General features: G+C 63.4%; 28 protein-coding genes. 10 read left to right on the forward strand and 18 right to left on the reverse strand.

Features of this window, described 5'->3' with window-relative positions; translation table 11 throughout:
- Positions 1-4: 4 nt before the first annotated feature.
- The 4 genes from FJ950_RS13655 to FJ950_RS13670 all read right to left on the reverse strand — a co-directional run bounded on the left by FJ950_RS13655 (position 5) and on the right by FJ950_RS13670 (position 4,668).
- Positions 5-955 carry a helix-turn-helix domain-containing GNAT family N-acetyltransferase gene (locus FJ950_RS13655; RefSeq protein WP_140617148.1) on the reverse strand — a complete coding sequence of 317 codons (951 nt, stop codon included), beginning with the start codon at positions 953-955 and terminating at the stop codon, positions 5-7.
- 76 nt (positions 956-1,031) lie between these two features.
- Positions 1,032-2,177, reverse strand: a complete 1,146-nt coding sequence (locus tag FJ950_RS13660) for an alanine racemase (RefSeq protein ID WP_140617149.1) — start codon at positions 2,175-2,177, stop codon at positions 1,032-1,034.
- Positions 2,174-3,475 (reverse strand): D-arabinono-1,4-lactone oxidase, encoded by a 1,302-nt coding sequence (locus tag FJ950_RS13665; RefSeq protein ID WP_140617150.1) that lies wholly within the window; start codon positions 3,473-3,475, stop codon positions 2,174-2,176. The genes FJ950_RS13660 and FJ950_RS13665 overlap by 4 nt, the downstream gene beginning before the upstream one ends.
- A 5-nt stretch (positions 3,476-3,480) precedes the next feature.
- A complete protein-coding gene (locus FJ950_RS13670; RefSeq protein WP_140617151.1) occupies positions 3,481-4,668 on the reverse strand; it encodes an MFS transporter in 1,188 nt (395 codons plus the stop codon).
- A gap of 124 nt (positions 4,669-4,792) precedes the next feature.
- On the opposite strand from FJ950_RS13670, the gene FJ950_RS13675 reads away from it, so the two are divergent.
- Positions 4,793-5,419, forward strand: a complete 627-nt coding sequence (locus tag FJ950_RS13675; protein WP_140617152.1) for a TetR family transcriptional regulator — start codon at positions 4,793-4,795, stop codon at positions 5,417-5,419.
- Between the two features lie 18 nt (positions 5,420-5,437).
- Here the strand turns inward: FJ950_RS13675 and FJ950_RS13680 are convergent, their stop codons facing one another.
- Complete coding sequence (locus FJ950_RS13680; RefSeq protein WP_224719025.1) at positions 5,438-6,205, reverse strand: hypothetical protein; 768 nt, start codon at positions 6,203-6,205, stop codon at positions 5,438-5,440.
- A gap of 51 nt (positions 6,206-6,256) precedes the next feature.
- Here FJ950_RS13680 and FJ950_RS13685 point away from each other — a divergent pair, with 51 nt between their 5' ends.
- The 3 genes from FJ950_RS13685 (at position 6,257) to groL (ending at position 9,356) form a co-directional block, all read left to right on the forward strand.
- The gene (locus FJ950_RS13685) at positions 6,257-7,174 is read left to right on the forward strand and encodes a methyltransferase domain-containing protein (protein ID WP_246681311.1); all 918 of its coding nucleotides are present in this window, start codon (positions 6,257-6,259) and stop codon (positions 7,172-7,174) included.
- Between the two features lie 164 nt (positions 7,175-7,338).
- Positions 7,339-7,635 carry a co-chaperone GroES gene (gene groES, locus FJ950_RS13690; protein ID WP_006203049.1) on the forward strand — a complete coding sequence of 99 codons (297 nt, stop codon included), beginning with the start codon at positions 7,339-7,341 and terminating at the stop codon, positions 7,633-7,635.
- Positions 7,636-7,700: 65 nt separating this feature from the next.
- The gene (groL, locus tag FJ950_RS13695; RefSeq protein WP_015318388.1) at positions 7,701-9,356 is read left to right on the forward strand and encodes a chaperonin GroEL; all 1,656 of its coding nucleotides are present in this window, start codon (positions 7,701-7,703) and stop codon (positions 9,354-9,356) included.
- A gap of 175 nt (positions 9,357-9,531) precedes the next feature.
- On the opposite strand, the gene FJ950_RS13700 is transcribed toward groL, so the two are convergent.
- Positions 9,532-10,143, reverse strand: coding sequence for a TetR/AcrR family transcriptional regulator (locus tag FJ950_RS13700; protein ID WP_140617154.1), 612 nt, complete (start codon positions 10,141-10,143; stop codon positions 9,532-9,534).
- Positions 10,144-10,342: 199 nt separating this feature from the next.
- Between FJ950_RS13700 and FJ950_RS13705 the strand changes: the two genes are divergently transcribed.
- Positions 10,343-10,777, forward strand: coding sequence for an OsmC family protein (locus tag FJ950_RS13705; protein WP_140617155.1), 435 nt, complete (start codon positions 10,343-10,345; stop codon positions 10,775-10,777).
- 17 nt (positions 10,778-10,794) lie between these two features.
- Positions 10,795-11,181 carry a nuclear transport factor 2 family protein gene (locus FJ950_RS13710; protein ID WP_140617156.1) on the forward strand — a complete coding sequence of 129 codons (387 nt, stop codon included), beginning with the start codon at positions 10,795-10,797 and terminating at the stop codon, positions 11,179-11,181.
- A gap of 14 nt (positions 11,182-11,195) precedes the next feature.
- Here FJ950_RS13710 and FJ950_RS13715 read toward each other — a convergent pair whose 3' ends face one another.
- The 8 genes from FJ950_RS13715 to FJ950_RS13750 all read right to left on the reverse strand — a co-directional run bounded on the left by FJ950_RS13715 (position 11,196) and on the right by FJ950_RS13750 (position 15,524).
- Positions 11,196-11,807: a LysE family translocator gene (locus tag FJ950_RS13715; protein ID WP_015318392.1), complete on the reverse strand. Its 612-nt coding sequence runs from the start codon at positions 11,805-11,807 to the stop codon at positions 11,196-11,198.
- 191 nt (positions 11,808-11,998) lie between these two features.
- Positions 11,999-12,286, reverse strand: coding sequence for a YkgJ family cysteine cluster protein (locus FJ950_RS13720; RefSeq protein WP_015318393.1), 288 nt, complete (start codon positions 12,284-12,286; stop codon positions 11,999-12,001).
- Between the two features lie 100 nt (positions 12,287-12,386).
- Positions 12,387-12,554: a hypothetical protein gene (locus FJ950_RS13725; RefSeq protein ID WP_015318394.1), complete on the reverse strand. Its 168-nt coding sequence runs from the start codon at positions 12,552-12,554 to the stop codon at positions 12,387-12,389.
- 1 nt (position 12,555) lies between these two features.
- Positions 12,556-12,963: a hypothetical protein gene (locus FJ950_RS13730; protein WP_140617157.1), complete on the reverse strand. Its 408-nt coding sequence runs from the start codon at positions 12,961-12,963 to the stop codon at positions 12,556-12,558.
- The gene (locus tag FJ950_RS13735) at positions 12,963-13,190 is read right to left on the reverse strand and encodes a hypothetical protein (RefSeq protein ID WP_015318396.1); all 228 of its coding nucleotides are present in this window, start codon (positions 13,188-13,190) and stop codon (positions 12,963-12,965) included. Before FJ950_RS13735 ends, FJ950_RS13730 begins: the two co-directional genes overlap by 1 nt.
- Before the next feature lie 343 nt (positions 13,191-13,533).
- The gene (locus tag FJ950_RS13740; protein WP_010915421.1) at positions 13,534-13,743 is read right to left on the reverse strand and encodes a cold-shock protein; all 210 of its coding nucleotides are present in this window, start codon (positions 13,741-13,743) and stop codon (positions 13,534-13,536) included.
- A 276-nt stretch (positions 13,744-14,019) separates the two neighbouring features.
- Positions 14,020-14,772 (reverse strand): SDR family NAD(P)-dependent oxidoreductase, encoded by a 753-nt coding sequence (locus FJ950_RS13745; protein ID WP_140617158.1) that lies wholly within the window; start codon positions 14,770-14,772, stop codon positions 14,020-14,022.
- Between the two features lie 83 nt (positions 14,773-14,855).
- Positions 14,856-15,524, reverse strand: a complete 669-nt coding sequence (locus FJ950_RS13750; protein WP_140617159.1) for a glutathione S-transferase family protein — start codon at positions 15,522-15,524, stop codon at positions 14,856-14,858.
- A gap of 167 nt (positions 15,525-15,691) precedes the next feature.
- On the opposite strand from FJ950_RS13750, the gene FJ950_RS13755 reads away from it, so the two are divergent.
- Positions 15,692-15,877, forward strand: coding sequence for a CsbD family protein (locus FJ950_RS13755; RefSeq protein WP_015318399.1), 186 nt, complete (start codon positions 15,692-15,694; stop codon positions 15,875-15,877).
- 66 nt (positions 15,878-15,943) lie between these two features.
- Here FJ950_RS13755 and FJ950_RS13760 read toward each other — a convergent pair whose 3' ends face one another.
- The gene (locus FJ950_RS13760) at positions 15,944-16,576 is read right to left on the reverse strand and encodes a TetR/AcrR family transcriptional regulator (RefSeq protein ID WP_181171213.1); all 633 of its coding nucleotides are present in this window, start codon (positions 16,574-16,576) and stop codon (positions 15,944-15,946) included.
- 83 nt (positions 16,577-16,659) lie between these two features.
- Here FJ950_RS13760 and FJ950_RS13765 point away from each other — a divergent pair, with 83 nt between their 5' ends.
- Complete coding sequence (locus FJ950_RS13765; protein WP_348641167.1) at positions 16,660-17,499, forward strand: NIPSNAP family protein; 840 nt, start codon at positions 16,660-16,662, stop codon at positions 17,497-17,499.
- Here FJ950_RS13765 and FJ950_RS13770 read toward each other — a convergent pair whose 3' ends face one another.
- Together FJ950_RS13770 and choX are read right to left on the reverse strand one after the other, a co-directional pair.
- On the reverse strand, positions 17,500-18,309 hold the full coding sequence (locus tag FJ950_RS13770) for an alpha/beta hydrolase (RefSeq protein WP_181171215.1): 810 nt from the start codon (positions 18,307-18,309) through the stop codon (positions 17,500-17,502).
- A 20-nt stretch (positions 18,310-18,329) separates the two neighbouring features.
- Entirely contained in the window at positions 18,330-19,262 is a 933-nt protein-coding gene (gene choX, locus FJ950_RS13775) for a choline ABC transporter substrate-binding protein (RefSeq protein WP_140617161.1), read from the reverse strand.
- A gap of 77 nt (positions 19,263-19,339) precedes the next feature.
- On the opposite strand from choX, the gene betI reads away from it, so the two are divergent.
- Positions 19,340-19,978, forward strand: a complete 639-nt coding sequence (gene betI, locus FJ950_RS13780) for a transcriptional regulator BetI (RefSeq protein WP_015318400.1) — start codon at positions 19,340-19,342, stop codon at positions 19,976-19,978.
- A gap of 180 nt (positions 19,979-20,158) precedes the next feature.
- Positions 20,159-20,932 carry an SDR family oxidoreductase gene (locus FJ950_RS13785; protein ID WP_015318401.1) on the forward strand — a complete coding sequence of 258 codons (774 nt, stop codon included), beginning with the start codon at positions 20,159-20,161 and terminating at the stop codon, positions 20,930-20,932.
- Positions 20,933-20,944: 12 nt separating this feature from the next.
- On the opposite strand, the gene FJ950_RS13790 is transcribed toward FJ950_RS13785, so the two are convergent.
- Positions 20,945-21,928 (reverse strand): LysR family transcriptional regulator, encoded by a 984-nt coding sequence (locus tag FJ950_RS13790; protein WP_246681312.1) that lies wholly within the window; start codon positions 21,926-21,928, stop codon positions 20,945-20,947.
- Positions 21,929-21,942: the final 14 nt, after the last annotated feature.

The following is a 21,942-nucleotide window of genomic DNA, read 5'->3' on the forward strand; positions in this document are numbered from 1 at the left end:
GCCGCTACAGCTCCAGTTCCCAGTTCTGGCCGACCAGATCCTTGCCGAAGGAATGGTGAGGCTCTTCCTCGATCAGCCTGAAACCGGCCGCCTGGTAGATGTGCCGGGCGGCGGTCAGAATATCGTTGGTCCATAGGGTCAGCGTCCTGTACCCTCTGGCGCGGGCAAAGCCGATGCATTCCTCGACCAGGCGCTTGCCGATGCCGAGGCCCCGCGCCGAAGGTTCGACATAGAGCAGCCTGAGCTTGGCCACCTGATCCGACTTGCGCACGACGAAGACCGAGCCGACGACCTCGCCTGCCCGCTCGGCGATCCAGCCGCGCTCCCATATCGGATCGTAGGATTTTACGAACGCCGCGAGGATTTCGGCGACCAGCGCCTCATAGGTTTCGTCCCAGCCATATTCCTGCGCGTAGAGCATGCCTTGCCGGCGGATGATCCAGCCAATGTCGCCGACCTGCGGCGGCCGCAGCAGATAAGGGATTTTGGGCTCTGCATCGGCGTCCAGCAGACGCTGCACGGCCCGCATGGACTTGACCAGCCGGTCCTGCTCCGACGCAGGCAGACGATCGAGCAGCGCCGCGACCTGATCGTGCGAACCCTTGTTCAGCGGCGCGAAGGCGTTCCTGCCCGCCGGCGTCAGCGCGATCGACGATTGCCGAGCGTCCGAAGCCAGCGTGGCCCTGGAGATGAGGTGAAGGCGCTCGAACTTCTTCAGCAAACGGCTGACATAGCCGGCGTCGAGACCGAGATCGCGCCCGAGATCGGTCGCTGTCAGTCCGTCACGATGCGCCAGTTCGTAGAGCACGCGTGCCTCGGTCAGCGAGAAGGCGCTCTTCAGCAGCCCTTCATCGAGCAGTCCGATCTGGCGGGTGTAGAAGCGGTTGAACGCCCGCACCGCATCGATCAGGCCCTTGTTGGGCGCAGCCTTGTCTGGCTGATGGTGGATTGTCATGCGAGTCATCTCCTGCTGGCACAGGATCGATCATTTACTTGACGGAGTCAACCATTAGGGAAGGCGCCCGAGATGCTTACATCATCGGCAACACCGGCCAGCGGTCGACGATCCTGCCACCGGAAAGCACCGCGATCGGTCCGAAGTGCTGCAGCACGGCCTCGCTCTGCGTGGGCCGCAGGAACGCATAGTCACCGGGCCTGACGACGGCCTGGGCGGGCAGACCCATGAATTGCTGGTTGGAAGACAGGCCAAGCAGGCCGTTTGTCGTCATGCGTTCGGGAAACACCGGTTCGGCCATCCACTTGCCGCCATAGAGATAGCAGCCCTTGCGCGGAAACCGGCCCAGCGCCTGCAGCAGGCGCGAGACCGCCGGCGGGCCAGGCAGCATCGGCTCGACCACTTTCAGGATTGGCGTCGCGATGAAGGCCGCCGGCTGGAAGCCCTCAAGGCCGGGCGTGTCGAAATCGACGGGCAGCACGAAGGCCGAGCCCATCGACACTTCATTGGCAATGCCGCCATGATGAAGCAGCGCGGTCTTGCTGCCGCCAATGTTCAGGACATGGCGCTGGTCGGCGCCGAGGCGCGCGACGAAAGCGGCGGCCTGTTCGGAGGCTTGCGCCAACGCCTTGGCCGGTCCACCGAACAGGCCGGGTATGTGCGGCGCATGCGCCTCATAGGCCATGACGCCTTCGCAGCGCAGCCCTTTGTGGGTAGGCAGCGCATTCAGCGCCCGCGACAGGGCCGCCGGTTCGGCAAAGCCGCCGCGATGCAGTCCGACATCGATTTCGAAAGCGATGCGCAATTCGGCGCCGAGTTCGTCGGCGAGCGCGCCATATTCCGCCAGTCTCTCCTGTGTATCGATCAGCCAGCAGACCCGCGACCAAGCCACGTCGCCTCTGCAAAGCACCGCCCTGGCCGCGCCAACCGGCATCGGTTTGCCGTACAGCAGATCCGCATCCGGGAACGCCTTAAGCACCGCCTCGGTGATCGGCGGATGGAAGGTCATGAGGCGGTGGGTTCCAAGCGCCTTGCCGATATGGGAGAGCAGCGGCAGGCAAGCGAGCGACTTGTCGACCAAACGGACGGCAAGACTGGGGTCAAGCCGCTTCTTCACCAGGGCAATGTTGCCATCCAGCCGATCGAGGTCGAGCAGCAGGCAGGGTTGGAAAATGCCCGCCTCTCTCAGCGCATCCGAAAGCGTGGCGAAATACGCCTTCATGGCTGGATGCCGAAAGAACTGGGTTCGATGCCGAACAGGTCGGCCATATAGGGTGAGACGAAGCGGTTTTGCGGATCGATGTCGCGGCGCACCGCCATCGCATCGTCCCAGCGCGGATAGAGCTTTTTCAGGTCGGCCGCTTTCAGGCTGTGCATCTTGCCCCAGTGCGGCCTGCCGCCATATCTGCGGAAGATCGGCTCGGCCGCGCGCATGAACGGCAACGGATCGTTCGCCGCGTCATGGTGGATGGCGATGGAACAGGTGAGCCTTTTGTGGAAAGGGGAGAGCCAAAATTCATCCGATGCCACCGACCGCACTTCCGTCGGGAAATAGACTTCCGGAAAATGCTTCTCGGTCAGTTCAATGATCTCGGCCAGCGCCTTCGGCCCCTCCTCGAACGGAAGGTGATATTCCATTTCGTTGAACCTGGTCTGCCGGTCGCTCGCATAGACGTTGAGCCAGTCCTGCACGTAATCCTCGGCCGGCACCTTGGCGACCGCGCCCAGGATCAGCCTGCGGCGCAGCGACGGCAGCCAGGCAAGCCCGGTGCGCAGGCGGCGCAGCGTGCGCAGGGAGCCCTCGTCATCGTCGGTCGGGCGCGGAGTGGTCGCCTCGGTGCTGAAGTCGCTGGCGATGAACTGCGCGTAGCCTGAAAATGGGATGTAGTAGAATTCGGCCGACCGGTGCTCGCTCATCATCGTTTCGAAATCGCGCAGCATGTCGGCTATCGGCAGCACCCATTTGCGGCGCCGCAGCCGGTAGGTCGCGATGTTGTTCAACGTCACTTCGCTGAGCACACCGAAGGCGCCAAGCGCAACGCCGATCGCATGGATCGTTTCCTGATCCCCTTCCCGCTTGAAGTCGCGGACCTTGCCAAGCCCGTCGACGATCTGCACCGTTTCCAGCTGTGTGTGATACGCGCCCAGCGTCGGCCCCGAGCCATGGGTGGCCGTGCCCAGGGCGCCGCCTATCGCTTGGCGGTCGATGTCGCCCATATTGGGCAGGCCCTGGCCGATGCCTTGCAGCATGTGCATAAGCGGACCAAGCCGCGTCCCTGCCCGCACACGCGCCTGATGTCTTTTCGCGTCATGCGCAACCAGCCCTTCCAGCTTCTCCAGCGACAGGATGGTGCCTTGGGACTTCACCAATGGCGTGAAGGAGTGACCGGCGCCGACGACGCGGACCGGGCCGGGTGCGGTGCGAATGAGATCGCCGAGTTCGCCGGCATCTGCCGGACTGGCAAGCAGCCGCGGCTCGGCGGTGACAAAGCCGGACCAGTTGCTCCAGCTGTTCGACATGGGGCTCACGCAATCGCGCGGCGACGCCGCGCCGCCAGGACAAACAGGCCGAGCAACGCCACGCTGGCGACAGCACTTGCGGCGGCGAACTCGGGAACCGGGCGAAACTCCTTGCCGTCGATGAGCAGCGACGCCGCGACCGGTCCGATCGCCAGGCCGAAAAGCTGGGCGGCCGGCACCAGCAGCACGGCGGTGCGGGTCTCGTCGGCGGTGATCGCCAGCCGGATCTGGTAGGGCACGATGAACAGCAGGATAAAACCCATGATCAGGGCGACGACCCAGAACATCGTGAGGCCGGGCCCGCTGGCAAGCACGAGCGAGGCGACAAGCGCGACGAGGCCGATCGCCGTGATGGCAAGCCGATAGTCGATGCGCGCCTCGAACACGGTCGCCGTCATCGCGCCCAGCACCTGCGCCGCGAGGCTGGCCGAGACGATCAGCCCGACGGTGCGGCCATCGATGCCGAATTGGGCGCCAAGCGGTTCCAGAAAGGCCCATACGGCGCCGAAGAACATGAAGTAGCAGAAGACCGACAACAGCGCGGTGATCGAGGGAACCGTCAGCACATTGGCGAGGTTTTCGTCCTTCGGCAGATCGGCATAATCGGCAGGGACAGCAAAGGCGACCACCAGCGACGCGACGCAGACGACGGCAAGAACGAGGAAGCCGCCAGCCGACCCGGCGGCTGGAATGACATAGAGCGCCAGCACCAGGGCAAGAGCGCATTGCGCCAGGGTCTGCATGGTGACGAAATAGCCGCCGATGCGTTCGGCGCGCCGCGAACGGGCAATCAGTTCGGTGGCGACCGCGACAAGGCCGCCTTCGGCAAGGCCGGCCAGCGCGCGGGCCGCCATCAGCGTGTTGGCGCCGGCGGCATAGGCGGTCCACACATTGGCCAGCGCCAAGAGCAGCAGGAGGACGGCACTTTTCCAGCGCATGTTGTGGGCGGAAAGCAGCATCGCGACGATTGCAGAACCAATGGCGATGGCGATCATCTCGGCGGTGGCGACCAACGCCAGTTCGTCGCCGCTGACATGGCCCTCGGTAAAGAGGGCGCCGAGCAGGACGGGCTGCAGACCGAGAATGAGCAGGCCGACCGACCCGATCCACAGGGCCGAGGCGAGCTGCCCGCCGCTGGGATTGCCGACCAGCCAGTCGCCTTCGCCCTGAAGATCAGCGCTTGTCGAAGCCATAGGCGCCTCCCAACGTCCTTGCCGCACGGCAAAAAAGCTGACAGTCTGTCAGCATTCCAGAAACTGATACTTGATCATATTTCTTGTCAACCTGAATTTGGGAACTCGTGCGAAAGATCGGTGCATGACGCAAGCCAGTCGAACGATCACCGAGCCCAGGCGCAGGCCCAAGCAGGAGCGCAGCCGCGAGCGCATCGACGCCATCCTGTCGACCACCATGCGGCTGATCGGCGAGAAAGGCATCGACGCCGTCACCATGAAGGAGGTCGGCATGCTGGCGGGCGGGCCGATCGCCACCGTCTACCACTACTTCCCCAACAAGTCGGCGATCCTGGCGATGCTCTATGAGCGGTTCTCGGAGGTCAGCCGTGCCAGGTTGGCGGCGATCGTCGCCGATGTCCGCGAAGCCAAGGACGTCATCGTCGCGTCCGATCGGCTGCTTGACGACTACCTCAGCCGGGTCGCCGGCGATCCGGCCATCCAGGATCTGCAGAACGCCATCCAGGCCGACAAGGCGCTGAAGAATCTCGACATCGCCGAAACCCGGCATCAAGCCAAGATGTTCTGCGACCACGTCATCGCCTTGCTCGAGCCGGAAAAGCACGAGCAGTTCGAACGCATGGTTCTGCTGATCTTCCAGCTCGCCGGCGGCGTTGTGCGCCTGGCGCTTGCGCAAGGCGAAGTGGAAAGCCGCCGGACCATCGAGGATTACCGATCGATCATCCACACCCAGTTGCGGCTGTTTCTTTAGCGACCGGCAACCGGGGACCTATCTCGCCCGGCGGATGAGGCCTTCGAAACCATCGGCCAGGTCGGAAGCGCCCGCCGCGAACATCTTCACCAGGTTCTGCGGGCGGCCGGGCGTCTTGTTGGCATCGAGGAGAACAGCCCTGCCCTCATGCATGACGAAATCGAATTTCCCATAGTCGAAGCCGAGTTCACGCCGCCGTTCGCGCAGTTCGTCGGGAACAGCGGCGGGCTCGCGCCGGATCGTTTCCGATGCCTTGACCAGGCTGTTTGGCGAGACGTAGCGGGTGCAGCGCTCGCGCTCTCCGCAAAACACCCAGAAGCGCACCGCAAAGCCGTCAGGTTCTTTTTCCGGGATGAACTTTTCCACGACCAGATCATCGCGATCGAGGACGCCATCGGGAACGTCGTCCCGGGATTGGTAGACCTCGTAGGACGGCATGGCTGGCACGTGCGCAAAGGGTGCCGGTTGGCCGGCACGCCTCGACCGCCGATTGAGCCGTGTCTCCGGAATGCCCTGGTTGTTGAGATTGCTTTTGACGATGACCGGGCCCAGCCAGCCGTCGCCCTCGGCCAGAAGCGCTCCGCTTACCCGCCGTTTCGATATGTCGGCGGCCCCGACATTGAGGCATAAGGGAAAACGCCGCGCATAGTCGAGATAATCTGCCGGCGTCGTTGTCGCATCGACGTGCAGAACCGCGACATCGGCGCTGGATTGTCCGGAGAGGCCAGGCTGAATCCGGACCGAATGGCCCCGCCTCTTCAGGTCCTCGAGAATATCGAAAAGCATGTAACGGCTATTCCGGCGCAGCAGAAGGCCGCCGCGACCCAGGAACCGATCATGCTCATGCGTTATGACAATGATGCGCGCCACCAGCTAACCCCTTGGCTTCCATCCCCACTTCCATTAAGCGGCTCTAATCAATCAATGCCAGACTTTCCTGGGCTCCAACGGGTCTGCATGACGAATCATTGGGATAGTTATCATCGGCACTGGAAGCTCCTGGACGCCCCGCTCCGGCCGACGCCGGAAACCGTCGGCATATTCGAGCGCGAACTCGATCTCGGAAATGCCAATGTCCTTCTGCTTGGGGTGACACCTGAACTGGCGGTTCTAGGCAGATCGATGCTGGCGATCGATCAATCGGCTGCCATGATTTCCGGCGTATGGGCCGGCGACAACACCTCGCGAAGGGCGATGACCGGCAACTGGCTTGACCTCCCGGTCGAGCAGAAAAGTTTCGACGCGGTCATCGGCGACGGCTGCCTGTCGGCGGTCGATACCAAGGCCGCGCGCGGTTCGCTGTTCGGTGAAATCGCAAGGGTGCTAAAGCCTGGCCGGCATGCGGCGATCCGCGTGTTCGCTCGGCCGGAAACCGGGGATGACCTGCGCGGCATCGAAGCTCTGGTCCTGGCCGGCGGGATCGAGAATTTCCACGCGCTCAAATGGCGGATCGCCATGGCGTGCACGACCGGCGACTGCGACAGCAGCGTCGATGTGCAAGCAATCCGTGCGGCATTCGACAAGCTGTTTCCGGATCGGGAGGCCCTTGCCGCACGCACCGGATGGAGCATGGCATCAATCAATACGATCGACGTCTATGCGGGCTCCGAAACAAGGTACAGCTTCGCAACGCTGGCCATGCTGGAGGATGAGGCGCGCGGTTGGTTCGACCAGGTGCGCGTCGTGCCAAGCGGCAGTTATCCCCTGGCGGAACGTTGTCCGCTCCTGGTGCTCGGTTCGGCCAAGCTTCGATAAGTCATCGCCGTCCTACCAAGAGGCGCTCCGCGCGCCTTGACTCTGGCAGGTCGGCGGCCTATTTCAGCGCCACGTTAGCACTCGCCTTTGGTGAGTGCTAACTATGTGTCCGGCGCCGCCGGACGGAGGAACTGTTTCTCACCGTTCTCATCGAGGAAGAAAAAATGGCAAAGTCGAAGTTCCGCCCGCTTCATGACCGCGTGGTCGTTCGCCGGGTCGAATCCGAATCCAAGACCGCTGGCGGGATCATCATCCCGGATACGGCGAAGGAAAAGCCGCAGGAAGGCGAGATCATCGCCGTCGGCTCCGGCGCTCGTGACGAAGCTGGCAAGCTGGTCCCGCTGGACGTCAAGGCCGGCGACCGCATCCTGTTCGGCAAGTGGTCGGGCACCGAAGTCAAGCTCAATGGCGAAGACCTTCTGATCATGAAGGAATCCGACATCATGGGCATCATCGGCTGATTATCGGCCTCACCCTCAACTTGAATTTTTCGGGCTCTATCCGAGCCCCTGCCAGGAGCTAAAACATGGCTGCCAAAGACGTAAAATTCTCCCGCGATGCCCGTGAGCGCATGCTGCGCGGCGTCAACATTCTCGCCGACGCGGTGAAGGTCACGCTCGGTCCCAAGGGCCGCAACGTCGTCATCGACAAGTCGTTCGGCGCCCCGCGCATCACCAAGGACGGCGTCACCGTCGCCAAGGAAATCGAGCTTGAAGATAAGTTCGAGAACATGGGCGCGCAGATGGTCCGCGAAGTTGCTTCGAAGACCAACGACATCGCCGGCGACGGCACCACGACCGCGACCGTTTTGGCGCAGTCGATCGTCCAGGAAGGCCACAAGTCGGTTGCGGCCGGCATGAACCCGATGGACCTGAAGCGCGGCATCGATCTGGCCGTCACCGAAGTGGTCGCTGCTCTCGGCAAGGCCGCCAAGAAGATCAAGACCTCCGAGGAAGTTGCCCAGGTCGGCACGATCTCGGCCAATGGCGACGAGTCGGTCGGCAAGATGATCGCGGAAGCGATGCAGAAGGTCGGCAACGAAGGCGTTATCACGGTTGAGGAAGCCAAGACCGCCGAGACCGAACTCGAAGTCGTCGAAGGCATGCAGTTCGACCGCGGCTATCTCTCGCCCTACTTCGTGACCAACGCCGACAAGATGGTTGCCGAGCTGGAGGACGTCTACATCCTCCTGCACGAGAAGAAGCTCTCCAACCTGCAGGCGATGCTGCCGGTCCTCGAAGCAGTCGTGCAGACCTCGAAGCCGCTGCTCATCATCTCGGAAGACGTCGAAGGCGAGGCGCTCGCCACGCTGGTCGTCAACAAGCTGCGTGGTGGCCTGAAGATCGCCGCCGTCAAGGCGCCGGGCTTCGGTGATCGCCGCAAGGCCATGCTGGAAGACATCGCCATCCTGACCGGTGGCCAGGTCATTTCGGAAGACCTCGGCATCAAGCTCGAGAATGTCGGCCTCAACATGCTCGGCCGCGCCAAGAAGGTGTCGATCTCCAAGGAGAACACCACCATCGTCGACGGCGCCGGCAAGAAGGCCGAGATCCAGGGCCGCGTCGCCCAGATCAAGCAGCAGATCGAGGAGACCACCTCGGACTACGACAAGGAGAAGCTGCAGGAACGTCTGGCGAAGCTCGCCGGCGGCGTTGCGGTGATCCGCGTCGGCGGTGCGACGGAAGTCGAAGTCAAGGAAAAGAAGGACCGCGTCGATGACGCCCTCAACGCGACCCGCGCGGCCGTGGAAGAAGGCATCGTTGCTGGCGGTGGCGTTGCCCTGCTGCGCGCTTCGGCCAACATCAAGGTGACCGGCGTCAACGCCGACCAGGCCGCCGGCATCAACATCGTTCGTCGTGCGCTGCAGGCTCCGGCCCGCCAGATCGCGGCCAACGCTGGTGCGGAAGCCTCGATCGTTGCCGGCAAGATCCTTGAGAACAAGGGCGCGACCTTCGGCTACAACGCCCAGACCGGCGAATATGGCGACATGATCGTCATGGGTATCGTCGATCCGGTCAAGGTCGTGCGCACGGCCCTCCAGGACGCGGCCTCGGTCGCCGGCCTGCTCGTCACCACCGAAGCCATGATCGCCGAAGCTCCGAAGAAGGATTCGGCTGGCGGCGGCATGCCTGGCGGCATGGGCGGCGGCGGCATGGGCGGCATGGGCGGCATGGACTTCTAAGAAGTCCATAAAGCACGCCCATGAATCCAAGTTGCTCAAGCCCGCAAGCGGGCTTGAGTGGCGGCATGGACTTCTAAGAAGTCCATCCTCGCAAAATTATCGAAAGGGCGGCCGAGTGGTCGCCCTTTTCTTTGCTTGAGGCTGGTGCTCCACCGCAGTCAGTTGGGACTAGCGGTCAGACAGCGGTAGTCTCCGCCCGCTGTGTCACCTTGCCGGCGAGCACGGCCTGCTCGATAAGCACGGCCACCTCGTCGGCCACTGCGTTGAGCGATGAGCGATCGCGGGTGGCGCGGGCAATCACCATCAAGCCTTCCAGCGAAGACTCGACCAGCAGCGCCAGTGCCTGCGCGCGACGCTCGGGCACTCCTGCCCTGACGAAAGCCTCACGCAGCAAGCCGATCCACTGTTCGAAGGCAGAGCGGCACAGTTCGACAAGGTCGGGCACGTCGCCTGGCGAGTCCAGCACGACCGGCGCGACCGGGCAGCCGAGTGAGAACTCATTGTCTTCCAGCATGCGTCCCACCGACTGATAGATGTGATGGACGGCGACCGCAGGGTCGCGTTCGGCGGCCAAAGCCTCACCCAGCCGCTCGCTTACCTCGGCGACGCTGGCGCGAGTCACCTCGACGACCAGCTGATCCTTGCCACCTGGGAAGTGGAAATAGAGCGAGCCGCGGGGTGCGCCGCTGGCGCTCAGAATGTCGTTGAGCGAAGTGCCGTAATAGCCGCGCCGCCGCAAAAGCAGTGCCGTCGCCTCGATCATCCGCGTGCGTGTGTCTGTCGCCATGTCACCCCTGTCAGGAGCGCGCATTATAGGGCTTGCCTGTAATAGGACAACCGGTCTACATAATATGTAAATCGGTCTACATATTTCGGAGGCAGAGATGGATGAGTATCGGCGGAAAGGGCAAGACGGCGGCCTGGCTCGTGATGCATGAGGAAGCGGTCGCGGAGCCTTCATTTCATCAAGCAGAGGAGAGACAGCAATGACAATTCGCGAAGCATCGGCCGAATGGCACGGCCCGCTCAAGGAAGGTTCCGGACGGCTCAGGCTGGGCAGCGGCTTGTTCGAGGGCGCCTACTCGTTCCCGTCCCGCTTCGAAAACGGCCCCGGCACCAATCCGGAGGAACTGATCGCGGCCGCCCATGCCGGCTGCTTCTCGATGGCGCTCACCGCCGTCCTCGGCAGTGAAGGTCATGTCGCAAGCGACATCCACACGACCGCCAAGGTGCATCTGGGCGCCACCGCGGCCGGGCCGACGATTACCCGCATTGAATTGGAGACGGAGGCGAACGTCCCCAGGCTCCCCGCCGCCGACTTCGAGCGGCTAGCGCAGTCGGCCAAGGCGGGATGCCTCGTCTCGCGGGCGCTGGCCGGCGTCGCCACGATCACGCTGAAAGCGAACCTCATAAGTCACTGAACGGAAGGAGAAGTCGCATGACCCAGGAATTGATCATCGACATCACCACGGCCAACCGCTCCGGCGAAACGGCTGAAATCATGCGGCGCTACAACGATGTGTTCCAGCATCACGATCCCTCTGCGCTCGGCGATCTGGTGGCTCAGGACTGCGTTATCGAGAACACCACGCCGGCGCCGGACGGCGCGCGCCGCGCCGGCAAGGCAGCCTGCGTCGAGCTGTGGTCGGCGATCGCCACCGCACCCGGTACGCGCTTCGACCTCGAAGAGACTTTCGTGGCCGGCGACCGCGCCACGATCCGCTGGCGCTACTGGATGGCCGACGGCAATTCGCTGCGCGGCGTCAACCTGATGCGCGTCGCGGACGGGCGGATCGTCGAGGCGATGGGTTATGTCAAGGGCTAGACTAAGCGCCTCGATCACCTATCCGCCAGCGCCAGCTTGGCGCCGAGCATGACGAAGGCGCCGGCAAAAGTCCGGCGCATCCAGGTCAGCACCATTGGCCGCGACACGACATGGCTGCGGATCGACGCCGCGAAGATGCCGTAGCCGACAAAAACCACGAAGGTCAAAAACATGAAGACCGAGCTGAGCTCCAGCATCTTCGACAGTGCGTTGGGTTCGGTGGTGCTGACGAATTGCGGCAGGAAGGCGAAGAAGAAGATCGACAGTTTCGGATTGAGCACGTTGACGAGGATGCCGGTGGCGATCACCTTGCCAGCCGAGCGCGGCGCGACATTGTCCTCGACGCTCAGGCCGCCTTTTTCCTTCAGCGTGTTCCAGGCCATGTAGAGCAGATAGGCGACGCCCAGATATTTCAGCGTCTCGAAGGCGACAGCACTGGTGTGCAGCAGCGCCGCCAGACCGGTGATGGCGGCCGCCATATGCGGGATGATGCCGAGCGTGCAGCCGAAGGCGGCAATGATCGAGGCCCGCGCACCACGCGAAAGCCCGGCGCTCAGCGTATAGAGTACGCCGGTGCCCGGCGAAGCTACGACGATCAGCGACGTCAACAGAAATTCGATGCTCACGATGATTTCCTCCGGCGCCCTACCCTGACGCAGCCTAGCCAGCAAGCGGGGTGCGCACAAGCGACAGTCATTACAGCATGTCGCGCCGACAGGATTCGCCGACCCGCTGTAAGCTTCTGATTTATGCTTGTCGTTGTCCCGGAACCGAGGACGCTTCCGGGCGACATGCATTCGCCGCCAGCAAGCCGCCGCTAAGAGGTGGAAAATCCGAGCGCCCGGCGCGCCATCAGGCACTCGTCGTCGCCAGGCATGCAGGCGCGGCAGACATCCGGGCGCAGGTCATAGATGGTGCAGGCGGTCGACTTGCCGACTTCGCCAGACAGGGCCGAACAGCGCACGCCGTCACAGCGCATGCCCGACAGGTCGGCCGCCACGTATTTTTCCGGGATGCGGTCGAGCTGCGCATCGTCCTCTGTCGAAAAGCGCGGCCACTCGGCTGAATAGGAACAGCACGCGCCGCAGCTCTGGCAATCGAACATAGGAGCGATGCCTGGTTGTGCCGACGGCAGGCTGGTCGTGGCTGCCTGGGCAAACGGCCCCGGCGCGGCGAGATTGCGATCGGCGTCCCGCGGCAAGGCGCTACTTCTTCTTGCCGGTCTTGCCCTTCGGTGCGTCCGCTGGCGACTTGAACAGATCGGTCGCTGCCTGGTCGGCGGCGGCGGCCTTCGGCGCGGCAACCGGCTTGGCCGGCTTTGCGGCGGGAGCCGGCGCTGCCGGCTGATCCTTGGCGGAGAATTTTATGGCCATTTCAATCCTCGTCGGCGAAACGCGATGATGGTGCGCGCGGATTGCGCAAGCGGCCGATCAACGCGGAAACCGCCGTGATGTTCATTTCCTCGGGCGACCAGTTCCTGGCTTCCGCGATGTGGTGCGCGGCCAGCTCACGATGCGTGCTGCCGCTATAGGCGGCATCCTGATAGGTGACACGCTCATGGGTCTTGGCGTCTTCGCGGACATATTCGATGAGGTAGTTCGGGCACTCGGCCCGGCCGCGCACGCCGACGCGCACCTGGGCATCGCCATGGGCGCGCTTGCAGCGTTCGAGCTTTTCCAGCACGCGCCGGACATATTCGACCGGCTTGTCCAGGGTCTCGACCATGTCGGCAATGGTCGCATCGGCCGCGATTGGCGTTTGCGGTACGCGCTTGGTGGCCATCAGCGTTTTCCGGCTCGTTTCGGCAGCGCCGCGAGTGCCGCCGCTGCCGCCATCTCGTCGGCCTCCTTCTCCAGCCGCAGCTCGCGCAGGCGCGCGGTCTTGGCTTCCCGCGCTTCGCTGACGGCATCGCGCTCGGAAATGATGCGGTTAAGCGACATCGACTGGGTTTGCGTCTTGCTGAACAGCGACACGGCCGGATCGACGGCTGTCTTCGAATGGGCTGTCAAAATCTTTCTCCTGTCAGGAGCCTGGTGCCGATAGGACGAGACCGGGTCTTCGGTCGGGACCATGCACAAAGCGATGCGGCAGCGGATTCAAGATGCTGGAGCGTCCCTTAGCACGTTCAGCTCAATGCGCAGCGCATTTTCGGCGGCAACAAGCGTAAAATGAAAAAGGCCAGGCACCGCCTGACCTTCCCTGGGAGCGCCGCGCATCCAACTGGATGCGCAAGGCTAGCTCCTGATGGGCAGCACAGGCCGTGGAAACTCAGGTTCCCGTGGCCATGCGCCCCAATTCGCCGTTCACCAGTGCCAGTACATCCGTGGTCACCGGGACGGCTGAATTCTTTCTTCAGGCCGCCTTCAACTGGTCGGCGGACATCTTGCCCGACTTGTTGTCGCGGACCATCTCGTAGCCGAGCTTCTGGCCCTCGACGATGTCGCGCATACCGGCGCGTTCCACCGCCGAGATGTGGACAAAAACGTCGGCGGAGCCGTCGTCAGGTTGAATAAAACCAAAACCCTTGGTGGCGTTGAACCACTTGACTGTGCCGGTGCTCATGACGAACCCTTTCCATGGCAAATATTCGTTCGCCGTCATGCGGATGCACAACGCCGTTTGTCTCGATTTTTGATGTGGGAAGTTCGTCAAAGGCGCGCCCGGAAGCGCGGATAACAAAAGTCAGTCAAACAAATATCGACGACTTTCTTCTACGCGTGTTTCAGACGCCTGTCAAATGTTGCGCCATCGATCCGAGAATTCGACGCCTGAAAGGACGTCATCTGGCCAACGTCCATGCTGAACAAGCGCCCGCACCTGAGCGTTGCCGGCGGCCGCTCAGCGTTCCTGGTCGGTCGGTCTGATGACGATCTCGTTGACGCTGACGCGCGCCGGCTGGCCGACGGCATAGAGGATGGCGGCGGCGACATCCTCGGCGGTCAGCGCTTCCATCGTGGCGAGGCGCTGGTCCAGCCCCGCCTTCGAGGCAGCGTTGGTGATATGGTCGCCAAGCTCTGTGCGCACCAGGCCCGGCTCGATCACGGTGACGCGAACCTTGTCGGCATAGACTTCGCGCCGCAGTGATTCCGAAAAACCGACGACACCAAATTTCGTCGCCGCGTAACCGCTGGCGCCGGGATTGGCGACGCGGCCGGCGACCGACGAGACATTGACGATATGGCCCTTGGCAGCCTTGAGATGCGGCAGCGCCGCCTTGGTGACGCCCATCAGCGCCAGCAGGTTGAGTTCCACCATATGGCGCCAGTCATCGAGCGTTGCCTCCGCTGCCGGCGAGAGCAGCATCACGCCGGCATTGTTGACAAGAATGTCTAGCCGACCCCATTCGGCAACCACCTTCCCGACCATGGCCGCGACATCGTCATTGCTGGTGACGTCGGCCTCGATGCGCAAAGCCGTTCCGCCGATTTTTTCGATGCGGGCGGCCAGAGCTTCGAGCCTATCGACCCGACGGGCGGCGACCGCCACCCTTGCCCCGGCAGCAGCCAGTGCCGCAGCCGTCGCCTCGCCAATGCCCGAGGAAGCGCCGGTGACGAGAGCAACCTTGCCGGCAAGCATGGAAGAAACGGTCATTGCAACATCTCCAAAGCGCGCCGCGCCAATGCTCCTAGATAGGCCGTCCCGGTCAACGGGGAAGACCGCTTCGCAGACGGGTCCTATTCATCCGGCCCCGGCTCCGGCCACGGCTCCTTCGCCGCTTCCGCATACCATTGGCGCATCGCCGGCAGCGCGAGGATGGCGTCGACATAGGCCTTGGTATCGGGCGCCAGATCCCCACCATAGGTGTCGAAGCGGGTGACGACAGGCGCATACATGGCATCGGCCGCGGTGAAATGGCCGAACAGAAACGGGCCGCCCTTGCCGTGTTTCTCGCGACACTCGCGCCACAGCGCCTCGATGCGGGCGCGTTGCGCCTCGCCCTCGGCGTCGAGTGGCTTGTGGCCCTTTGGCCGCCGCAAATTCATCGGCCAGCCATAGCGGACTTCGCGAAAGCCGGAATGCATCTCGGTCGCCACCGAACGCGCCAGCGCCCGGGCGCCGATATCGGCCGGCCAGAGCTTTTTCTCCGGAAAGAGATCGGCGAGGTATTCAAGGATGGCAAGGGTTTCCCAGACCATTCCGCCAGTGTGGTTCAAGGGCTTGTGAACCAAGACAGGGACTTGACCTGTCGGCGACACGTTCGCCAGGTTGGCGGCGGTCTCGGGGGTGCGCAGCCGCACCAAGACCTCTTCGAACGGTATCTCCAGGTGCCGCATCGCCACCCAGGGCCTGAGCGACCAGGACGAGAAGCACTTGTTGCCGATATAGAGCGTGAATTCCGACATTTGTCCCCCTTGGCGGTTTGCTCCTTGCGGAGTGCGCTGGCCGGCACCCTAGCCTGCCGGCGCGGCGCCCGAAAGACACCCTGTTTCGCCGACATAAGCGGCGGCTGTCGGAACCGAAACCGTGCCGGCTCGTTTGCCAAGGCGAACCAAACCCGGGAGATGCGAAAATGGTGAACAAGGATCAGGTCGCCGGTGCGGCCAAGCAGGTAAAAGGCTCGGTCAAGCAAGCCGCCGGCAAAGTGACCGGCGATAGGCAGACGCAGGCAGAAGGCATGGCCGACAAGGCCACCGGCAAGGTGCAGAAGGCCTATGGCGACGCGAAGGACAAGGTCAAGAAATCGCTTGACCGCTGAGGAAAGGGCCGCGTCGAGCGGCCCTTTTCACGTCAGCCACAAAGTGGGCCCAGCGATCCACCTGCCTCAAATGCCGCCATGCCGGCGCAGCACCCTGCGACGTCGCCGCGCCACCGGCTCGCCCTGCGATGATGCCGCTTGCGAGGTGCTCCGCTCCAGCGCCGCAAGGCAATCGCGCAAGGGGCCGGCGTCCTGTGCTGTCTTGGCCATCGACATGGCGCCGGAATAGGCGGCGACCGCAAACACCGCAAAATGCTCGGGATCCGTGCCTTGCTCCCTGCCCTCCCGCTGGTCGGCCCTGATCTTGTCGGCGATCGCCTGGCGCCATGCCGAAAAGACGCCGGCAAGGGCATTCCGAAATTCGGGATCGGCGAGCGACAGTTCATGGGCCAGATTGTTGAGGGGGCAGCCGCGCACGAAACCTTGCCGTTCCAGTTCCGCCGCCACGGCGTCGAACACCTGACGCATGCCCTCGCGGGCCGAAGCCGCCTGCCGCACCGGCGCGATCCACGTCTCCTCGACCGCCGCCGCCACGCGCTCGTCGATGACCGCCAGCGCCAGCGCCTTCTTGGTCGGGAAGTGATGATGCAACGCGCCACCGCTGACGCCTGCCGCCGCCATCAGGTCGCCGAGGCTGGAAGCATGATAGCCGCGTGCCTGAAACGCTGCCTCGGCGACATCGAGCACTTTGCGGCGCATGCCTTCGGGGTCGTTGATGCGTTTGCCTCGGACTCGCCCTGGCCGGGTGTTGAGCTCTGCTGACATTGTAAAAGGATAGCATGTTGACAAAACAGGGCAACCGGTCTGTTTATAAACAGGACGATCAACCTGTTTTGGAGAACCCGCGGATGAGCCCGATCCCGAATGCCACGCCTAAGCCGGCGGTACTCGCCTCGCCAATCGCCGAATTGCGGCAGTACACGTTGAAGCCTGGCCGGCGCGAAACGTTGATCGATATCTTCGACACGCAGTTCATCGAAAGCCAGGAAGACGCGGGGATGACCATCATCGGCCAGTTCCGCGACCTGGACCGCCCCGATATGTTCGTCTGGATGCGCGGTTTCGAGAGCATGGATGCGCGCAAGGATGCTCTGAGCGCGTTCTATGACGGCCCGGTATGGGCGGCGCACCGCGACGCGGCCAACGCGACGATGATCGATTCCGACGATGTGTTGCTGCTGCGGCCGGCGTGGCCGGATGCCGGCTTCGATCTGTCGGGATTGCGCCGGCCAATGGCCGACATGGTCAAAAGCACAAGCGAACGGAGCGGGTTGCCCGGCCTGGTTGAGATTTCGATTCATCATTTACGGCCGGGCATCGGCGCCGACTTCGCCGGGCGCTTCCGTGCGGAGATGGTTGCGCGGCTTGCCCAGACCGGCGCGCGTCTGCTTGGCGCCTTCCTGACGGAGCCGGCCGCAAACACCTTCCCGCGGCTACCCGTACGCGCCGGCGAAAACGTCTTTATCACCGTCGCCGGCTTCCCCGACGGCGATGCCCACGCCAGCCATCGCCTCGCCACTTCGCCGGCGTGGCAGGCGCTTGACCAGAACATGCAGGCCATTAGCATAAAGCCGGCCGAGACGTTGCGGCTGGTGCCCACGGCCCGATCGCTGTTGCGGTGATCAGCGGCCGGACAGCAGTCCCGCCATCGCCGAGGCGACAAAGGCCGGGTCCTCCCAATGGGGATTGTGACCGCAATTTTGCGCCCAGACGAGACGGGATCCGGTCAGCGCGTCGGCCAAGGCCTGCTGGTGCGGCTCGTCGAAAAGCGGATCGCAAGCGCCGGCGATGATCAGTGCCTTTGCCCGCACGGCCCGTGCCTCGGCGGTCAGGTCGGTGATGCGGACTTCCTCCAGAATGGCACGCCAGCGGGCCGCAGGCATGGCGGAAGCTTCCGTCGCCAGGCCCGCGAGGAACGTCCGCGGCACCGAGGTTTGGCACGCATGCCACCAGGCAAAGAACGGGTCGGCCGGCGATATCGGATCGTGCAAGGCCAGGATGCCGACCGGCAACGCATGGTCCGGCGTGAAGCAGGGCTTCAGCGTGCTGGCCAGCACGACCAGGCCTCCGATCAAGTCCGGCTGCCGGGCGGCCAATGCAATTGCCACCATGCCGCCCAGCGAATGACCGACGACGACAGGCCGGTCCAGCCGCAGATGCCGGATCAACCCGGCAATATCCTCGGCGAAATCAGCGACGCGGTAGCCGCCGCCCGCCTGCGAGGCACCATGGCCGCGCAGATCGGGCATGATCAGCCGGCGGCCAGCCAAATGCGGCGCCAGCAGCGAAAAGCTGCGGCTGGTGTCGGTGAAACCATGGATCAGCAACAGCGGCGGCCCGGCACCGGCGATCTCGACATAGGCGGTGTCGAGATCGCCGATATTGACCCATTGCTTGCGGCCAGCCCAGGCGTTCTGTTCCACACAGGCCATGGGCAAGGCGTCCGGCGGTCTCACAGGCCAAGCTTTTCCTTGACGGCGGCAAGACCAGGTTTGCCATCGAAAGTCGTGACACCGGCGAGCCAGGCATCGAGACGGCTCTTGTTCATCGTGATCGCCTTCAGCGCCCCCTCCTCCGGCTTCATGCCGTCATTGATGAGGTAGCCCATGCCGACATTCTCGAAATCGATGTCGAAGACGAGATTCCCGAGGAACTGCGCCACGTTAGGACATTCCTGCAGGTAGCCCTTGCGGACCTGCGTCGTCACCGTCGCGGCGCCGAAATTCGGGCCAAAGAACTTGTCGCCACCGGTCAGATACTTGAAGTCGTACATGGTGTTCATCGGATGCGGCGCCCAGCCCTGGAAGACGATGAACTGCTTCTCCTTGATCTCGTAGCCGACCTCCGACAGCATGCCGGCTTCGCTGGACTCGACCACGTGCCAGCCATCGAGGCCGAAGGCCGGATCGGCGATGGCGTCCATCATCAGCTGGTTGGAGCCGGGCTCGATGCCATACATCTTCTTGCCGAACTTGTCGGCGAACTTGCGCAGGTCGGAGACGTCCTTGACCCCTGCCTCCCAGACATAGGTCGGGACTGCGAACGTGTATTTGGCGCCGACGAGATTGACACGCACATTCTCGATCGAGCCGTCCTTCTTGTAGGGTTCGTAATAGGTGACCATCGCCGGGTCCCAGTAACCCAGGAACAGGTCGAGATCCCGGTTCTTCATGCCTTCGTAGATGACGTTGATGCCCAGCACCTCGCTCTGTGGCTGATAGCCGAGCGCTTGCAGAAGCACATTGCCCACACCCGTGGTGAAAGCGAGATCGTTCCAGCCGGGCTCGGCCATGCGGACCACACGGCATTGCTCGGCGTCGGCCGCCAGGGCAGCCTGCGAGGCCAACGCCAGCGCGGCCAGACAGCTTGCAAGGATACGCACCATTTCCGTTCTCCTTATTGTGTTGACCCATCGGTCTTTTTGTTGTCCCATGGGTCAATGATTGATCTCGCGGGGCGAAAATGTCAACATGGATTCGTGAGGCATGGAACAATCTCGTGAAACTGAAACGCCTTGGCGACATACGCCGAAAGGAATTGCGCCAGGCGGCCTTCGCGGTTCTGGAGCGCGAAGGCATTGCGGGGGCGACGCTGGAAAAAGTCGCCGCCCATGCAGGCGCCTCCAAAGGCATCGTGCTGCACTATTTCCGCAACAAGCAGGAATTGTTCGAGCACGCCATGCGCGAGGCCAACGCAGTCCTATGCAACGCGGTGGTCGCAAGGCTTCGCCGGGCGCGGACTTCGATGGAACGCCTGGACGCGGTGATCGAGGGCAATTTCGAGGAGCATCTCTTCCTGCCGCCTCTATGCCATGCCTGGCTTTCGCTCTGCGCCGAGGTGCCGCGCGATGAAAAGCTGGCGCGCATCCAGAAGGTGATCCATGGGCGCATGCGCTCGAACCTGTTGTCCGGCCTGCGCGGCCTCGCCTCACCCAACGAGGCCGACGACATCGCGCTTGGCGTCACGGCCTTGATAGACGGACTCTGGCTTCGGCTCGGCCTGCAGCCGGGCAGCGTCTCGCGCGAACAGGCGATCCGGCAGGTCAAGGGCTATGTCGCCGCGCGGCTGGCTACTCAGGAGCGCTCCACCGCCAGCGCGTGAAACCGACCCGCACGTCGTCCGGTTTTCGCGCTGCGACGGGTCTCAGGCCAGCCGGCCGTCGGGCGCTTGCGCCGGACGCCGGCCGAAGTTCATACCCTGGGATAGCCTGATGACTTGACCCCGTCACGGACATGCGGTGCGATCCCTCTGTTTGATGGCAAACGCATGGTGAGGTGCGTGATGAGGCTTCACGGCAAGCGGACGTTGATCACCGGCGGATCGGATGGCATCGGCCTGGCGATCGCCGAGGCATTCCTGCACGAGGGTGCCGATGTCCTGATCGTGGGCCGCGACGCGGGCAAACTCGACACCGCTCGCCAGAAGCTGACGGCCCTCGGCTCGATAGGCATGGTGGCGACATTGTCGGCCGACCTCGCCACCAGCCCCGGCCTCGCAGCGGTCGTCGAGCAGGCGAAAGAATCCGGCCGGCCACTCGACGTTCTCGTCAACAATGCCGGTGTCGCCTATCTCGTGCCGTTCGAGAGTGTCAGCGAGGCACAGTTCCAGCACTCTTTCGCGCTCAATGTGACGGCGGCGTTCTTCCTCACCCAGGGGCTGCTGCCGCATCTCGGTGCAGGTGCATCCGTCATCAACATCTCCTCTTATTTCGCCAACAAGATGATCCCGAAACGGCCATCAAGCCTCTACTCCCTGTCCAAAGGCGCGTTGAACTCGCTGACCAAATCGCTGGCCTTCGAACTCGGTCCGCGCGGCATCCGCGTCAACGCAATCGCACCCGGTACGGTGGATACCGCAATGCGGCGCAAGACCGTCGACAACCTGCCGGCCGAGGCACAGGCGGAACTGAAAGCCTATGTCGAGCGCAGCTATCCTCTCGGCCGCATCGGCCGGCCTGACGACCTCGCCGGGATGGCGGTCTATCTCGCCAGCGACGAGGCTGGCTGGACCAGTGGCGGCATCTTTGCCGTCGACGGCGGCTACACGGCGGGGTGAACTGCCTGGCCGCTATGGCGCGGCAACTTCACCAGCGGCGCTTTCCACAAATCCAAGAGCGCCCACAACGTCCAGGATCTGAAGGCGAATCCAGCGATGAGGGGGCTCGTCGTCTCGGCGTGCGTGCCAGTACATCCTGATTTCAGGAACGGCGATGGGAAGTGGCGGCTCGAAGATGGCGAGAGGCAGGGTCTTGGCTGCCCAAACCGCGAACTGCCTGGGAACCGCGGAAAGGTAGTTTCCGTTTGCGACGGCCAACGCGACAGCTTGAAAGTGAGGCAGTGCCAGGCTTACACGGCGGCTTCGCCCGATTTTGCGGAGCGCCTCGTCGGTGGAGCCCGACATCGAGCCGTCGATAGAGCGAAGAACGTGCGGCAGTTCGCAAAAAAGCTCAAGCGGAATAGGCTCGCCCCCTGCGATCCCCGCCATTCTGATTGCAGCATTGTTTTGCGCCGCAATGATTGCGAATGGCGAATGGAACAGCGGTACGCTGGAGACCCAATCCAAGACCTCCAGCGGACGTTCGAGAGCCACATCGATTTCATCGTCCTGGAGCAGACGCGAAACATCGCCTCGCGCGCTATCGAGAAACCGTAACGACGCATGCGGCGCGATAGCCGCGACGCGCACCGCCAGTGTCGGCATCAGTAGCATGGAAAAGAAGTCCGCCCCCATGAGCGTGAAGGTTCGCTCAAGTTCCGCCGGATTGAACGAATGCGCCGAATGAAAGGCGCGTTCGATCTCGCGCAGTGCCGCGCGCACCGGCTCCGTCAGGCTTTCGGCGCGCGGGGTCGGCACCATGTCGTTGCCGCGCCGCACGAACAACTGGTCGTTGAGGACATGACGCAGGCGATTGAGCGCGGCGCTCACGGCGGGCTGGCTCAGCCCGATCTGCTCGCCGGCGCGCGTCACGCTTCGTTCGCGCAAAAGCGCATCGAGCACCCTGACCAGATTGAGGTCGAGCGCATTTAAATTCATGGCATCAATCCGCCTCATATGATCATTGGATT

Origin of the sequence: Mesorhizobium sp. B2-3-14, from assembly GCF_006442175.1 — a bacterium.
GTDB classification, from domain to species: Bacteria; Pseudomonadota; Alphaproteobacteria; order Rhizobiales; family Rhizobiaceae; genus Mesorhizobium; species Mesorhizobium australicum.